Raw genomic sequence first — 14898 nt, 5'->3', positions numbered from 1 at the left:
TCGCTCACAGGATTCTCCGCATGATTCATGCTGAAAATGAGCGATCAACCGCCTGCACGCTACGTGGGGATGCCTACGCGCTTACCAAATACACCTCCCCGATTTAGTCTCTTAGAAGCACCGCGCACTCATGACTGCGACGCTCACGGCGACGAGGGGGTACCGTGATGTCGATTCACACATCGCGCTGCTCGCACAATCAACGTTGCGAGCACGCTCGCCATCTTCTTGCCTTGCTCCAGCCGGCGTAATCCTCGGACCTTGGACCACCGAAAAAAGTCGGCTTCCGGGGCGAAAGGCCGGCCCAGGGGGTGCAGATAGAGCCAGTTATATTAGAGACATCAATCCCACCGGCTTGAAAGCCTGCCATGGTTTTTTGGATTCCAGAAGCTGCCTGTCCACTGTCGGCCCATCTCGGCCGTCGGCGGCAGTTTTGACCAGAACGCCAGCGTGTGAGATCGCAGTCGCCGGGCGGCAGATCGCCGGAACCCGTCCCGCCGGATTTGTCGGCAGGCAGGGGTGGGCGATGAATGTCGGGCCTCACCCGGCGTAGTACGTCGGTTGCCAGCCGTCCATGCAAGGGCGCGCGCCAACAACTCGTTAACGAATGAACTTCAAACTTATCGTATTTGTTGAGCATCGACTGTCAACCTAGTTGTATTTGGGAAGTATCTGAGATATCGGAATCGTGAGGCCCATTGGGGGGCTCTCCGAGTACCAAAAAGAGCAACGAGGCGGGACGCCCAGTTCCGGTATCTTCTTGCGTCGGCTATGCTACAGGAGGGGTTTGAATGTCAAAGCGCAGTTTTCTTTCACCGATCGCTCTGTCGGCGACAATATTAATGGGCACTCAGCTGCAGCCGACCCTAGCTGTTGAGGCTGCACCTCAAGTAGAGCCAAGTTCGGGCAATAACAGACTTATTGATGCCGACGGCTTTGGTGTGGTCCTGGATCGTTCGCGGGGTCGAGAGATCCAGATGGCCTATCACACGAGCCATTCCAGCCATTCCAGCCACGGATCACACTGCTCCGGATATTCGTACTGCTAAGTTCATGCAAGCAGAGCCCTCCGAACTTGTTGCGTCCGCGACTGAGTCCTTTGATTTGTCAGTCTTTTCTCTGGACTGCATTAAGCGGGCGGGATACCGAATGACGGCCAAAGCCTCCGTCAACATTTCGACGGAGGCCGGCAATGCCGTCTGTGTTCTCCACTTCACCAAGGCCGTCTCGCGGGAAGATGCTGCGAAGGCCGTGGAGGGGTTGCGGCTGGAGGTGCTGGATCAGGATCTGCGGTCAGTGATTGCCGCCGAGACAGCCACGCTCCGCAACACCATTCTCGCGCTGGCGTTCTCCCGCTCGGGCTTGCAATCCGTTGACTAAATTTTCGCCACTGTCGGAGTTCCAGACAACTGGGGATGGTCACTATCAGCTGGCCCCGTTCCGCTTTTCGCCGTTGGACAACGAGCGATACGTGATCACCAACCAGGCCGGGGAATATTCGGTGCAGCCTCGCTCGGTCGTCGCCGCCTTGGTCAGGCACGAACTGAAACCATCCGATCCGGTCTACGCCCGGCTGCGCAGCAAGCATTTCCTGTTTGACTCGTCGTCGACCATTGGACCGGCCATGCTGGCGACGAAGGTTCGCACTAAAGCAATGCGCCTGGCGAACTTCACTGCGCTGCACATCATGGTCATGTCGCTGCGGTGCGAGCATTCCTGCCCCTACTGCCAGGTATCCAGGCAGAGCGAAGATCGCTCAGCCTTCGACATGACCGAAGAGACGGCGGACAAGGCGCTTGGGCTCATCTTCCAGTCTCCGAGCCCAGCGATCAAGATTGAGTTCCAGGGCGGCGAGCCGTTGCTGAATTTCGAGCTGATCAGATTCGTCGTACAAAAGGCCAAGTCGATCAATGAAGTCGAAAAGAGATTGCTGCAGTTCGTGATAACTACAAATTTGGCTGTCATTACGGACGAAATATTGGAGTACTGCAAGGAACACGATATTCTTATTTCGACTTCGCTGGATGGTCCGGCCAAGCTTCACAACGCCAATCGGCCGAGGCCAGGCAAAAACAGCTACGAGCTCGCCGTCGAGGGGATCCGCCGGGCCAGGGCGGTGCTCGGCCACGAACGCGTCAGCGCACTGATGACGACGACCAAAGCCAGTCTCGACATGGGCCGCGAGATCATCGACGAATATGTGAGGATGCAGTTCCCCGGCATATTCCTCCGCCCGCTATCTCCCTACGGCTTCGCCGTGAAGACCAAGTGGTATGCGTCCTACGACACCGAGAGCTGGGTCGATTTCTACTTCGACGGCCTCGAATACATCATCGAGCTCAATCGCAGGGGGGCGCCGTTCATAGAGTTTTATGCCTCGACCATCCTGACCAAAATGCTGACCCCGTTCGAGCCCGGCTACGTCGACCTCATGAGTCCGGCGGGGATCGGGATCTCTGCTGTCGTCTATAATTACGACGGCGACGTCTATGCGTCGGACGAGGCGCGGATGTTGGCTGAGATGGGCGACAAGAGCTTCCGCCTCGGCAATGTACATCGAAACACTTATGCCGAGATATTCACGTCCGACGCACTGCTCGATCCGATCGAACAGTCTTTCGCCGGTTCGGCGCCGATGTGTTCGGAATGCGCGTTCGAGCCTTTTTGCGGCTCCGAGCCGGTGTTCCACAAGGCGACACAGGACGACTTTGTGGGTCTAAAGACGCGGTCATCCTTCTGCAACCGCAACATGGCAATCTTCAAGCGGCTGATCGGGCTGATGGAAGAGGATCCGTCGATCCGCGAACTTTTCATGGGCTGGACACGTTAGCGATGCTCGCCCTTAGCGGATTTGCGACCTGGACCAACGTGGACGGCGGTTCGCCAAAGGCTCTGCTTCGCCTCTCGACCGACTCAGTTGTCGATGCCAGCGATCGCCAACACGACGCATATCTTTTTCGCGGCGGCCCTGTCAGCCCGGATTACGAATGGGTGGTTACGTTCGAACGCTTCAGGGCTGACGTCGAAGCGGCGCGGACGAGTAGTAAGTTCATAGTGCTGCCCAACCACTTCGAGTACCTCGCCGGGGGCGACGTCATTCGATTCGTCCCGGGCCGAAAGGCAGTTCGGGTCCTGTTTCGAGCGTCGGCCAACGCCAACTATTTTCTGACGACCGAACGCTGCAACCACTACTGTCTGATGTGTTCCCAGCCGCCAAAAGACGTCGACGATGGCTGGCTAGCGGATGAGATCTGCGAGGCTATCCCGCTTCTGCCGACCGCCACACCGTTTCTCGGCATCACGGGTGGCGAACCGACCATTATTGGGGAACCGTTCTTCCGTATCCTGTCGAAGGCCAGAGACCACCTGCCAAATACGGCGGTCCATATCCTCTCGAATGGCCGAAGCTTCAGCGACACGGCATTCGCTCGCCGTTATGCCCAGATTGGCCACGGCGCCCTCTCAGTCGGGATTCCGCTCTACGCCGCCGATCCAGAGGTTCACGACTATGTCGTGCAGTCGAAGGGGGCCTTCGACGAGACCATTGCGGGGATCATGAACCTCAAGTCACTCGGCCAAGAAGTCGAGATCCGAGTCGTGGTGCACAAGCAGACCTATAAGGGGCTGACTGATCTGTCGGAGTTCATCTTCCGGAACCTAACCTTTGTCGACCATGTCACCTTCATGGGGCTAGAGATTACCGGCTTTACGCGGGCGAACATGGGAAGCCTGTGGATCGACCCCCATGACTACAGGTCGGAGTTGGGCAACGCGGTCCGCTATCTCGCCGCGGCTCGAATGAACGTCTCGGTCTCCAATCATCAGCTCTGTGTCCTTGACGGATCAATCCATGCCTTAGCAAAGCAGTCGATCAGCGACTGGAAGAATGAATATGTTGCCGAATGTGAGGGTTGCACAAAAAAGGACGAGTGCGGCGGCTTCTTCGCTTCGAGCAAGATCGCTAGAAGCGCCTACATCTCGCCATTTCTGAGCTAATACTGACGTATACCTAAGGCGATCGGCGTTTCGCCCCGAAGCAAGCCACACGCGCCATTAGGCTTCGAGGGCACTGTAAAGTTATCAGCGGATTGATGCAGCGATAGCTGGCCGGGACGGCTGTCACGCTGCGGCGAGACACGCGATTTTGTTCCAGATTTGCATGGGGCGTTACGCAGGTCTCGATGTTGAGCCGATGACAGCGCATTGCAGGGAAAGTGAGCAGGTCGGCAATCGGATCATGGATGGAAACGAACCGCTGAAGCTGGCGTGCCGACTTGAAGCGTTTCATGGTCCTTTCGCGTCGTCGGGTCGGCTGGTGCGAATTTTCCGCTCGATTATTGAGGCCTTTGTGCGACCGGTGTTCGACACCGGGCATGAGGTCGCGCCTGGCGGCATCATAGGACCGGAGCTTGTCGGTGATCATGATCCGTGGTGTCCGCCCTTGAGCTTTCAGCAACTTGCGCATCAGACGCTTTGCCGCCTTGGCATTTCGGCGGCTTTGTACCAGCACTTCGAGGACGAAGCCGTCCTGATCGACGGCACGCCAGAGCCACTGCTTCTTGCCACTGATAGCCACGACACATTCGTCGAGATGCCATTTGTCGCCCAGGCAGCCGGCTGATATTGATCTCCTGGGCGGAATGCCGTCCGAATTTCTCCGCGCAGCTTCGAACGGTCTGATGCGTGACGATGATGCCGCGGGCCGCCAGCATGTCCTCAACCATGCGCAGGCTGAGCGGAAAGCGAAAGTAGAGCCATACCGCGTGCGCAATGATCTCGGCGGGAAAGCGGTGGCGACCATAGAGCGGATCACGAGCAACTTCTGACATGGCCCAATGTACGCACATCTTCATAAGCTGTCGGTTGACTTTACGGTGCCAGTGAAACTGATTCCCGCAGGAACGGGCCACTTCCGAAGGTGGCGCGTTCTATGGCGGGGGTATCGGCCGGGTAGAGGAATTTCTGTGGACTAAATCGCTCAGTTGGATTTGGTTTGGCTTCGAACGCGAGAAACTGCCGATAAAGTCTAAGCAGCTGATCTACTTGGGACTTTGCTTCAAGATCCGTAAGCCCAAATGTCTGCCCATAGATATAGGCGATTTCGGAGGTGAGGAGTGTTCTGTCGCACAGCGACAGAAAGAACGCGTGAGAGGGATCGACCATGCGAATCTGTGATGGATGGCGAGCATGAACCAAGGCATAGCCATGCATTGGCTTAAGTCGCACCGATTTTTTGAGCTGGGGCAGCAATTCGATATGGCCCATGGTCGGATATCCGGATTTCAAAGCACAGCTGCACTTTTAAGAAAGCAAGAAAGTAGCTGGCCGACGACAATGCCGGCCAGTGCACCACTTAAAGAGGCTGGACCTGAATGCAGGTAGACAGAGCATTCCAGCAGCCGGGAAGACAGGCGGCTGCTTCAACCCCGTCTGTCAGCCGCTGCGCCCGCGCCTCGGCTCGCGAAGCCTCATCACGAAGCTGAGCAGCCAAACTCCGCAGAACGTCTGGTTGATGTAGATATCCTGGTTTTTTTTCCTTCGACATAGGTCAATCACCCTTGGTTGATCGCAAGCCTTACAGCGGGCTTGCGTGAGGTGACCTGCAAATGGCGCGCCATGTTGAGGATGTTTGACCTGCCACTAATTTTCATCCGGCTGCAGTTTGAGCCTCGCCGGGTTTTACGCCATATGGCGCGGGTTGAGCAGCCGATCGTCCGTTGCGGTGAGATTGGCAGCATAAGCCGCAGGCGTGATGTATCCGAGCGCCGAATGTGGGCGCGATCGGGGTGTAGTCGTCTGCCCATTCGGCGATGGTTGTTCGGGGATGGTCGAGCCGAAGAACAAGGTTTCGTTCAAGAGTTCGTCGCGCATGCGGCTGTTGAAGCTCTCGCAGAAGCCGTTCTGCATCGGCTTGCCCGGCGCGATGTAATGCCATTCCACCTTGTGATCCTTCGACCAGGCGAGGAGGGCGTTCGAGGTGAACTCGGTGCCATGGTCGGAGACGATCATGCCCGGCTAGCCGCGGCGGGCGACCAGTTCCGTCAGTTCGCGCGCGACACGCCGGCCTGAGATCGAGGTGTCTGGGATCACCGCCAGGCATTCGCGTGTCACGTCGTCGACGATGTTGAGCACGCGGAAGCGCCGGCCCCAGCGAACTGGTCATGGACGAAATCCAGCGACCAACGCGCGTTCGGCTTCGCGCTCGGCGGCGGGCCCGCCGGTCCGTTCGATCCAGGACAATTCGTTCAATAGCGGACAATTGTTGCTTTCGGCAAAGGTCGATTCTGGTCCCAGCCCGCGGTACGGCGACCTATTCTAGAACCTGACCGCCTCCTTGCGACCCGGTCTCTTGGCCGGTGCACGCCAAAATCGCCCGGCTGTGGTGGTGCTGGCAGCAGGACCCTCCCGACGCTCTGCCAGCCGACCTCGATTCCGCACTGACGCCGTGGAAATACGCGGTGCGCGATACGCTCAGATGACCGGCAACCCGCGCACGCCAGCCCCTCGAAATGCCATTGCGACAAGGGCCCTGCCTAGAGACCGACCCGTTCAATGTTCAAGGCAGGATTCTTCAGGACGGCGAGGAGATCGTCGGAGTGGCTGACGACTTTCACCGGATGTGTTGCAAAGTGGTAACGAAGCGCATGGCATTGGGCTCCGGTGTTCCCCGGAGAGTTGAGATGTTCAAAGGCCGCCATTTCGACCAATCCGTGATCTTGCTTTGCATTCGCTGGTATCTGGCCTACGGACTGAGCCTACGCGATCTTCGAGAAATGATGGCGGAGCGTGGCATTAGTGTCGATCATTCGAGCATTCAACGATCCATCGCTGGGTCGTTCTTTTCGCGCCGCTGCTGATGGAACGCTTCAACCGGCGCAAGTGCGCCGTGACCGGCAAATGGCATGCGGACGAGACCTACCTCAAGGTGCGCGGGCGATGGATGTACCTCTTCGCGCCATCGACAGCGTCGGCGACACCGTCGAGTTCTGGTTCAGTGAATACCGGGATTTGCCGGCCGCCAAGCGTTTCTTCACAAAAGCGTTGGCACGCCATGGCCGTCCCGATCACATCGTCATCGACAGCAGTCAGACCAACCGGGAGCCACTGTTTCCCTGCGATGCCACAAGTCGATTGCAGGATTGCTCCCGGCGCCGCTCGAAGCCGATCCGCGTCCGCCAAAGCCAATACCGCAATAACCGCATCGAGCAGGATCATCGGCGCATCAAGTGCCGGGTGCGGCCGATGCTCGGTTTCAAATCGACGCACGCCGCCGCGGTCACCTTGTCCGGCATCGAGATGGTCCACATGATGCGCAAACGACAGGCGCGGTACGCCTTCAATCCGAACCCGTCTCTCGCCGAGCAGTTCGAAATCCTCGCTGCCGCATGAGGTCGCCACCACTCTGGCAAATTCTCTGACCAGACAAAACTTTGCAACGGAACCCATCTCCCAGAGCAGGCTTGCTGCAGACGTCCGAGATACTCTCAAACGCCGCACCAGGTTTTTGGGTTCAGCCGGGCCTCGATATTGTTAGTCTTTGATTGGCGCGTCGCCTGCCGTTGGCTCGGTATATGTGAACAAATCTTTACCGTTTGTGACGGCAGGACCTGATCCACCTTGATAGGCCAAGTTCCATTCTGTAACGATTTGCAGTGCCCCACTGCTGCTCTTGGCTGCATAGCCTGTCCAGCCGGTCGCCGAGTGGCAGTTCTCGAGGCCGTTATTCCAGCCAACAGAAAAGGCGATGAAATTGCCGGTCACCCGCCCCGCGATCGGATATGGAGAGTTCTGGCAGCCTGTGCCCTTGGCGCGATTGACATACTGGCCCGTAACCCCACCATTTGAGTCAAACGAGAGGACCATAGTCGAACCTTTATCGTTCATCCACGCGCTTGATGCACCAACCAAGCTGGAAAACTGCTCAAACGAGGCAGGTTCAAAAGCCATCGCGGCGCTGGCTAGCGAAAGGCCAAGTCCGGCGAACATAAAACGAAACATACCAGTATTCCTCCTCATGGTCATGCATCTGTATTCTGCCACCCTTGTCCTTGCGGGGTGTTGCGGCAACTCATGCTCGCAAAACAGCCGACATTAGGCAGCGCTAATACTCCATATCTAAAGCAGGCGGATCCAAGAATTAGTTATCTTACACCAAGCCATATGACAATTCTGTGACATTCGGTAACATTTTGTTGGCGCCGCCATTTTCTCTGGCCGGATGCTTGTGTAGCGAACGCTCGAGCGATCGACTAAAAGAGCCTTGCATGCCCGACGCTGGCTCACCCCATGCCGACCGCAAGCGTGGGGCCACAACGCATCGCTTGGCATCGAGCGTCCGCCTTGTCCTCCTGCCGCATCATGAGGCTGTCAAACCGAAGGAGGTTGCAATGCCAAAACGCAACGTACCGCGCCCTGCCGCAGTCTACGGAATTGCTATCGGTAAGAACATATTCCACGTCGTCGGTCTCGGAAGCGACGGAGTGCCAGTCCAGAGGGTTCGTTTCCGACGCGACACGCTGCTCCAATTCTTCGAGCGCGCATCACCGGCGATCGTGGGGATGGAATCGTGCGCCGGCTCTCAATGAATTGCCAGGAAGACACAGGCGCTCGGACATAAGGTGCGCTTGATTCCCGCACAATTTGTGAAGCCGTACGTCAAGTCGAACAAGACCGACATCATCGACGCGGAGGCGATCGCTGAGGCGGCCACACGGCCAACAATGCGATTTGCAGCGCTCAAGAACCAGGAACAAACCGACCTGCAGGCTTTACACCGGGTGCGGGACCAGATGATCGGAACGAGAACGCGCCTGATCAATCAGATGCGGGCCCTTCTGCCTCGAATACGGGATCGCGCTGCGCCAAGGCGCAGGTATGTTCAAAGCTCGACCTGCCACAGGTTCTCGAGGACCAATCAAACGACCTTTCGTCGGTGATGCTTAGACGCCGGCACGATCGTGCGCGATTACCTTGATACCAGGATGGCGCTCCAGCCAAGATGCGTCCGTGTCGGCATTTCGATCCGGTTGCTCCGACATGAGATTCCGTTAATAATGTAAATATGAGGAAAAAGTGACGGGCACGCGCACGATCGGCTTCAAAGGAAAGACCTACGTCGTTGACGGAAAGGGACAGGTCAAGTACGATGGAGGCAGGGGAGCGTTTCGAAAACATTATAATGCCGACCGGCAGGGCGATCATTGAACACCTGCGAAGAATTGGAGGTCCGAAGCCCCTGGGCGAAAGGCCCCCTTCAACACAGTCGACATCGCTGTCGCCAGCGGAACCGAACGAAGCGATGCTTCGCGAGATTGCAGCGCCGATCCTCACCGACTATGCGGCTGCGAAACGGAGCGATCCATTTTTCAGCCCTCACTTTGCAAACACGCTCACCGGCGTCGCATCACTCATGAGCGGAGGATTCTCAGGAACAGCAACAGAAGCCATTGTCGAGGCCCATCGCATCGCAAAAATCCCGCCGGCGCAATACCGCTCGATGGCAGCCTGGAAACAGGCTGCCATCGAGCGCATCGTCATGAAGCTCATTGACGTCCATTTTCCGGCACAACCTCAGAAACGGCGTGGCCGGCCGCCGAAGAACGGCGTAGCGATATCGAATGCGGAACGGCAGGATGCCCTTCAAAAGCGTCGCAGACAGGCTATAGTAAAGGTCAAAAGCCTCAGGGCCGCGATCGAAGAAATCGAAAAGGCGACTCGACGGCTGGGCCAAATCGCAAGTAGTCAGGACGAACCGAGCAAACGTGACGTCAGTCTGATTCATCGCAGACTGACGTCAGCCTGTGATGCTCTAAAGAAACAAGCATCAGCGGACTAGTGTTCTTTTCCGATCGCGACTATATATGAACTGACCTGCATGAGCAGGTCACATCTGCTGGTTTGGGAGGACGCCATGCCTCACGACGCCCTCTTCCAATTTGGGATGGGTTGAGTGCCTCTGAAGTCCGCCCAAAAGGAAGAAAACTACAGCTCGAAAGTCTCGTCGGAGGCATTCGAAAACGCCGATCATTTCATCGAGAAGGGCGGAATGCTGTGCGTAGGATCGCATCTGATCATCGACCTGTTTGAAGCAGAACGGCTCGACGAGCTCGATCATATAGCCCAGACCTTGATTGACTGTGTCGAGGCCGCCGGCGCGACTCTCCTGCATCTGCACTTGCACCCGTTCAACCGAATGGGGGCGTGAGCGGCGTGGCCGTTCTGGCGGAAAGCCATGTTTCCATCCACACTTGGCCTGAACGCGGCTACGTTGATTGTGCGGCGAGGCTCAGTCTGAGCAGTGCGTCGGCGTGCTGCGCGGCGGTTCCGGCCACAGCGGCTGGAGGTGAAGGAACTGATGCGGGGGGACGGTGCATGACGCAAAAGCATTACGTGTCTGAAACCCTCATTGACGGTATTCGGGTCTCCTTTGAAGCAGAACGGACTCTACACGAGGATGTCACGTCACATCACCGGATGGAATTGATCGAGAACCGGGTGTTCGGAAAGGTACTCCTGCTCGATGGCGCCGTGCAGGTGACCAGCGCTGACGAGTTCATGTACCATGAGATGATGGCGCATGTGCCGATTCTAGCTCACGACGATCCGCGCGATGTCCTGATTGTCGGCGGCGGCGATTGCGGGTTGGCGGAAGAGGTGCTTAAGCACCGCCGCGTCAGATCCCTGACGCAGGTCGAGATCGACCCGAATGTGCTTGATTTTTCCCATAAGCATTTCGGGGAGTTCAATGCTTCTGTCTTCCGCGACGAACGCTTTCAGGTCGAGATTGCGGATGGTGCGGCGTTCGTCCGTGAAACAATGGCACGCTTCGACGTCATTCTCGTCGATTCCACCGATCCGGTTGGCCCGGGCGCAGCGCTCTTCACCCCCGCCTTTTACCGCGATCTGCACCGATGCTTGCGGCCCGACGGAATCGCGGTCACGCAAAGTGGGGTACCCTTCTTGCAGAAGGAAGACTTCGTCGCTTCCATTCGCGGTTTGGGAGCCGCGTTTGACGTAGCAACCTGTTATATTGTGGCGGTGCCGACGTATTTCGGCGGTCACCTCGCATTGGGCTGGGCGAGCGACACCGCAAGCTTGCTTGAGGTCGATCCGGACATTTTGCGGGAGCGGGCGGCAGGTCTTGCGACACGGTACTACACGCCCGCGATCCACCGCGCATCTTTCGTGTTGCCGGGTTACATTGCCGAGGCGGTGGAGCAGGCGGATCGCGGCCGATAAATTCCGGCTATATGGCCCCCGACCGTCGGCACTGTCCCTACAATCGGCGTGGCCAAGGAAGGGCTTTTTGACCAAGGACCGGACGGTGATCAGGCATCGCCGTCATCACGAAAGCCAAGCTGAAACGAAGGTGCTTCTGCTCCATCCTATAATTTCGGACTAATTGTAGGCGGGTGCCTGGGAAGGTTCTGTCGCAAACTTTCGGAAAGGTCATTTGCTGCATGACGCTTGCTCTTTTTTCCGGGAGTTTGTCATGTTCAAAGGCCGCCATTTTGATCGATCCGTGATCCTGCTGTGCGTTCGCTGGTATCTTGCCTACAATCTCAGCCTGCGCGATCTGGAAGAGTGTTGGCCGAGCGCGGCATTCACGTCGACCATTCCACTGTCCACCGCTGGGTCGGGCATCGTCAACTTAACGAAGCGTGGATACCGATGTGCGATGACGGGCTATGACAGAGCGTGACCCACTCTACCGCCGCCATCGCTTCCCCGCCGAGATCATCGCCGATGCTGTCTGGCTCTATTTCCGTTTTCCTCTCAGTTTGCGAAGGTCGAGGACTTGCTGGCGGCACGAGGGATTATTGTCTCGCATCAGACAGTCCGGCTTTGGGCAGAGAAATTCGGGCGGACCTTTGCCAGCGAGATCCGCCGCCGCTCAGCGGGTCGGCTGGGTGACAAGTGGCATCTCGACGAGGCCGTCGTTTCGATCCGCGGCAAGAAGCACTGGCTCTGGCGCGCCGTCGATCAGGACGGTTTCGTCCTGGAGGTTCTGGTGCAAAGTCGTCGCAATGCCAAGGCGGCCAAGCGTCTGATGCGCAAGCTGTTGAAGGGCCAAGGCCGCGCGTCGCGCGTGATGATCACCGACAAGCTTCGGTCTTACGACGCTGCAAAGCGAGAGATCATGCCGGGTGTCGATCACCGTTCGCATAAAGGCTTGAACAATCGGGCGGAGAATTCCCATCAGCCAGTCCGGCGACGGGAACGGATCATGAAACGCTTCAAGTCACAACGCCATTTGCAGCGCTTCGTCTCCATTCATGATCCGATTGCCAACCTGTTCCATATCCCCCCGCCACCTCGATCTGTGGGCCTACACCAGGGGCGTCACGCTCGACTTCTCGCGACCGGGAAAGCCAACGGACAACGCTTACATCGAAGCCTTCAACGGCCGCTTCAGGGCGGAATGTTTGAACGCCCACTGGTTCCTGACGCTTGCCGACGCGGCCGAAAAGTTGGAGGATTGGCGCAGGTACTACAACGAGGTGCGCGCCACATGGGGCGTTGGTGCGCGGATATGAAATCGAACGCATACCTGCCTATCGCCAAACCGTTGACAAAGGATCCATGCGGATCGACATTCAGGATTGATCGGGATAGGGGGGCGCCTGGCGACGCCGCCCCTCCCACACCACCGGGCATACGGGTCCGTACCACGGCGGTTCGATCGGATTAAGCTTTGGCAGAGACATGGAGTCGAGGGAGACCGAGAGACTCGAAGTAATGGTTGCGCAGGGCCTGTTGGACCGCCGGGTGTCCTGACATACGCCAGAATCCCGTCGGTGAACCGGCGGCAACCGCAGCTCCGAACTTTGGTACGCCATGACGGCGCAGTTCCTTGAAGCGGTTGTGCCCGTTCCCCCATTGCCAGAGATACATGCGTAGTCTTCGGCGGATCCACGCTTCCAAGTTCGTAAGCACCCGTGGGGTCTGGCAGAAGCCGAAGTAACCGCGCCATCCGATGAGGTATGGCTTAAGCTCCTTGATCAACTGCGGCAGACTGATGCCCCGTGTCCGGCGTGTCATGTCCCGGATCAGCGTCTCGAATTTGGCGAGGCCCTTCGGCGCAATGCGCCGCTCGCTCCCATCATTGGAGATGCTGAACCCCAGGAACTTCCGCTCCTCCGGTCGCGCCACCGCGCTCTTCGCCTCCTTGACCTTCAGCCGCAGCTTCTTGTCTGGAACCGGCTTACAGAAGCCATGACCCGTTCGCCGGCGCGGCGGCTGCGAACATAGATGTTGCAGTCGTCCGCGTAACGGCAGAAGCGGTGACCACGTCGGGCCAGTTCCTTGTCGAGGTCGTCGAGCAGGAGGTTGCTTAGGATGGGCGAGAGCGGACCGCCTTGCGGGGTCCCTTCGTCCACCGGACGGACCAAGCCATCCTCCATCACCCCGGCATTGAGGAAAGCCCGGATGAGTTTGAGCGCACGCTTATCGGACACCCTCGCGGCAACGCGCGCGATCAGGCTATCGTGATTAACACGGTCGAAAAATCTTTCGAGATCGATGTCAACCAGGTAGCTGTGACCCTCGGCAATGTAGCATTGCGCTTGGGCTACCGCCTGATGGGCGGAGCGTCCTGGGCGGAAGCCGTAGCTGTGCTCCGAGAACGTCGGGTCCCACTGCTCTTGGAGGACCTGCAGCAGGGCTTGCTGGATCAGTCTGTCGACGACGCAAGGTACGCCGAGTTTTCTGACCCCGCCGTCCGGCTTGGGGATTTCGACCCGCTTGACCGGCTGCGGCTGATAGGTTCCCTCGAGCAATCGAGACCGAATGCTTGGCCAGTGCTCACGCAGGTAGCCCTTGGCGTCGTCGGTGGTCATCCCATCCACGCCTGGACCGCCCTTGTTGCTTCGAACGCGTTTCCACGCTGTTTCCAGATTCTCTCGGCTACATACCGTCTCCATTAGCTGTTCTGTCCAAGCCGGGCTTTCGGGTGCCGACTTCGCCACGAGTGGTTCGGCCCCTTGGTGACCGCTGACATGGGCTTCACCCCGGTCCCTCGGTTCCAGGGCCAGTGAATACTGGGTCTTCTGCCGCTTTCCACTCATGAGTTGCCAGTCCTACTTGCCACTTCCAATCGTTCGTGCCTTCGGTCATCGTTTCCGGCTCGGCCTATCCGTTTGCTCCGCCTTTCGGCCTTGGAATGCCTCACTAGCCTTGCCGACAGCATCACCTACTACGCCCTCTGCTGACTCCTGCATCACGGTCAGGTCACCTTGCGGTTCCCTCAGTTCCGAAGTCGGAACATGACGCAGGCCTCCCCAGGTAAGTTCAATCGCCTTCCCCGCGCACCTGCCGGATCTACAGCCCTGCCCCTTGATGGATATGGACTTCGCGATACGTTGCCCGCTCGTCCGGCCAGGGATGCCTCATATCCGGTTTCTGTTCGTCAGGTCGCGGTTTTGCTCCACGCTTCCTTCAGACACCACCTCGCGGCAATGCCCTTGCGCTTTGCTAAGCCTTCACCTCCATCAGGTTGGCTAAGGGACTTTCACCCCCAAGCGGTTGAACATGCTGGGCACACAACGAAGCCGCTGACGCGGCATTTGGTGCACCGGTTTGCGGATGACGCTTGTGTTTTGAAGGATAGCTGCTGTTGAAGCGCAACCTTGAGAATAGGAGCAATGAGATGGCCGAGTTGAGCCCGCTTCGCCGGCGCATGATCGAGGACATGACTATCCGCAATCTGTCGCCGGCCACGCAACGATCCTACGTGCACGCGGTAGCGAAGTTCTCCCGCTACTGTGGCCGATCCCCGGACCGGCTTGACCTGGAGGACGTTCGCGCCTTCCAGGAAGCAGCGAGCGCAGTCCAGCCCGAACTTGATGCCCCACCGGCGACTTGTCTCATACGAAACCACGATGCCGCGTTCCAGCAGCA

General features: G+C 58.0%; 9 protein-coding genes and 10 pseudogenes. 12 read left to right on the top strand and 7 right to left on the bottom strand.

The genetic code is table 11. The features are described from left to right. Window positions 1–924 precede the first annotated feature (924 nt). Genes NKJ26_RS33730 through hxsC form a run of 3 tightly spaced genes read left to right on the top strand, consistent with a single transcriptional unit; the run spans window position 925 to window position 3996 of the window. Window positions 925–1380, top strand: coding sequence for an HxsD-related protein (locus tag NKJ26_RS33730; protein WP_502903258.1), 456 nt, complete (start codon window positions 925–927; stop codon window positions 1378–1380). Beyond that, the gene (gene hxsB / locus NKJ26_RS32060; RefSeq protein ID WP_352699763.1) at window positions 1301–2830 is read left to right on the top strand and encodes a His-Xaa-Ser system radical SAM maturase HxsB; all 1530 of its coding nucleotides are present in this window, start codon (window positions 1301–1303) and stop codon (window positions 2828–2830) included. Before NKJ26_RS33730 ends, hxsB begins: the two co-directional genes overlap by 80 nt. Before the next feature lie 2 nt (window positions 2831–2832). Beyond that, entirely contained in the window at window positions 2833–3996 is a 1164-nt protein-coding gene (hxsC, locus tag NKJ26_RS32055; protein WP_352699761.1) for a His-Xaa-Ser system radical SAM maturase HxsC, read from the top strand. Window positions 3997–4119: 123 nt separating this feature from the next. On the opposite strand, the pseudogene NKJ26_RS32050 reads toward hxsC, so the two are convergent. The 3 genes and pseudogenes from NKJ26_RS32050 to NKJ26_RS32040 form a co-directional block, all read right to left on the bottom strand. Further along, window positions 4120–4829 (bottom strand): annotated as a pseudogene (locus NKJ26_RS32050) (IS6 family transposase). 40 nt (window positions 4830–4869) lie between these two features. Then, window positions 4870–5265: a hypothetical protein gene (locus NKJ26_RS32045; protein WP_352699760.1), complete on the bottom strand. Its 396-nt coding sequence runs from the start codon at window positions 5263–5265 to the stop codon at window positions 4870–4872. 382 nt (window positions 5266–5647) lie between these two features. After that, window positions 5648–6200 (bottom strand): annotated as a pseudogene (locus NKJ26_RS32040) (integrase core domain-containing protein); the annotation flags it as partial. Window positions 6201–6680: 480 nt separating this feature from the next. Here NKJ26_RS32040 and NKJ26_RS32035 point away from each other — a divergent pair. Further along, window positions 6681–7389: pseudogene (locus NKJ26_RS32035) on the top strand (IS6 family transposase). A 141-nt stretch (window positions 7390–7530) separates the two neighbouring features. Here the strand turns inward: NKJ26_RS32035 and NKJ26_RS32030 are convergent. Then, the gene (locus tag NKJ26_RS32030) at window positions 7531–7998 is read right to left on the bottom strand and encodes an avidin/streptavidin family protein (protein ID WP_352699758.1); all 468 of its coding nucleotides are present in this window, start codon (window positions 7996–7998) and stop codon (window positions 7531–7533) included. 389 nt (window positions 7999–8387) lie between these two features. Here NKJ26_RS32030 and NKJ26_RS33725 point away from each other — a divergent pair. The 7 genes and pseudogenes from NKJ26_RS33725 to NKJ26_RS31995 form a co-directional block, all read left to right on the top strand. After that, window positions 8388–8944: pseudogene (locus NKJ26_RS33725) on the top strand (IS110 family RNA-guided transposase); the annotation flags it as partial. A gap of 354 nt (window positions 8945–9298) precedes the next feature. Next, the gene (locus NKJ26_RS32020) at window positions 9299–9835 is read left to right on the top strand and encodes a hypothetical protein (protein WP_352699755.1); all 537 of its coding nucleotides are present in this window, start codon (window positions 9299–9301) and stop codon (window positions 9833–9835) included. Between the two features lie 210 nt (window positions 9836–10045). Beyond that, a pseudogene (locus NKJ26_RS33720) lies at window positions 10046–10209 on the top strand (S-adenosylmethionine decarboxylase); the annotation flags it as partial. A 162-nt stretch (window positions 10210–10371) separates the two neighbouring features. Then, complete coding sequence (gene speE, locus NKJ26_RS32010; RefSeq protein WP_352699769.1) at window positions 10372–11238, top strand: polyamine aminopropyltransferase; 867 nt, start codon at window positions 10372–10374, stop codon at window positions 11236–11238. 253 nt (window positions 11239–11491) lie between these two features. After that, a pseudogene (locus tag NKJ26_RS32005) lies at window positions 11492–11637 on the top strand (IS6 family transposase); the annotation flags it as partial. Window positions 11638–11687: 50 nt separating this feature from the next. Then, window positions 11688–12352 (top strand): annotated as a pseudogene (locus NKJ26_RS32000) (IS6 family transposase); the annotation flags it as partial. Further along, window positions 12309–12536: pseudogene (locus NKJ26_RS31995) on the top strand (integrase core domain-containing protein); the annotation flags it as partial. The pseudogenes NKJ26_RS32000 and NKJ26_RS31995, both read left to right, overlap by 44 nt. A 151-nt stretch (window positions 12537–12687) precedes the next feature. Here NKJ26_RS31995 and NKJ26_RS31990 read toward each other — a convergent pair. After that, the gene (locus NKJ26_RS31990) at window positions 12688–13152 is read right to left on the bottom strand and encodes a group II intron maturase-specific domain-containing protein (RefSeq protein WP_352699751.1); all 465 of its coding nucleotides are present in this window, start codon (window positions 13150–13152) and stop codon (window positions 12688–12690) included. A 23-nt stretch (window positions 13153–13175) separates the two neighbouring features. Further along, a complete protein-coding gene (ltrA, locus tag NKJ26_RS31985) occupies window positions 13176–13922 on the bottom strand; it encodes a group II intron reverse transcriptase/maturase (RefSeq protein ID WP_352699767.1) in 747 nt (248 codons plus the stop codon). 725 nt (window positions 13923–14647) lie between these two features. On the opposite strand from ltrA, the pseudogene NKJ26_RS31980 reads away from it, so the two are divergent. Further along, a pseudogene (locus NKJ26_RS31980) lies at window positions 14648–14812 on the top strand (phage integrase N-terminal SAM-like domain-containing protein); the annotation flags it as partial. Between the two features lie 6 nt (window positions 14813–14818). Here NKJ26_RS31980 and NKJ26_RS33715 read toward each other — a convergent pair. Then, a pseudogene (locus tag NKJ26_RS33715) lies at window positions 14819–14898 on the bottom strand (IS6 family transposase); the annotation flags it as partial.

Source organism: Mesorhizobium sp. M0152 (genome assembly GCF_040322415.1).
Lineage (GTDB): Bacteria > Pseudomonadota > Alphaproteobacteria > Rhizobiales > Rhizobiaceae > Mesorhizobium.
The sequence above is the reverse complement of the archived record's forward strand: the minus strand, read 5'-3'. Positions and strand labels throughout refer to the sequence as shown.

Coding starts and splice junctions, on each gene's coding strand:
- NKJ26_RS32045 (WP_352699760.1), bottom strand. CDS start 5,265: ATGGGCCATATCGAATTGCTGCCCCAGCTCAAAAAATCGGTGCGACTT.
- ltrA (WP_352699767.1), bottom strand. CDS start 13,922: ATGGAGACGGTATGTAGCCGAGAGAATCTGGAAACAGCGTGGAAACGC.
- hxsC (WP_352699761.1), top strand. CDS start 2,833: ATGCTCGCCCTTAGCGGATTTGCGACCTGGACCAACGTGGACGGCGGT.
- NKJ26_RS33730 (WP_502903258.1), top strand. CDS start 925: ATGCCGACGGCTTTGGTGTGGTCCTGGATCGTTCGCGGGGTCGAGAGA.
- NKJ26_RS32030 (WP_352699758.1), bottom strand. CDS start 7,998: ATGTTTCGTTTTATGTTCGCCGGACTTGGCCTTTCGCTAGCCAGCGCC.
- NKJ26_RS32020 (WP_352699755.1), top strand. CDS start 9,299: ATGCTTCGCGAGATTGCAGCGCCGATCCTCACCGACTATGCGGCTGCG.
- speE (WP_352699769.1), top strand. CDS start 10,372: ATGACGCAAAAGCATTACGTGTCTGAAACCCTCATTGACGGTATTCGG.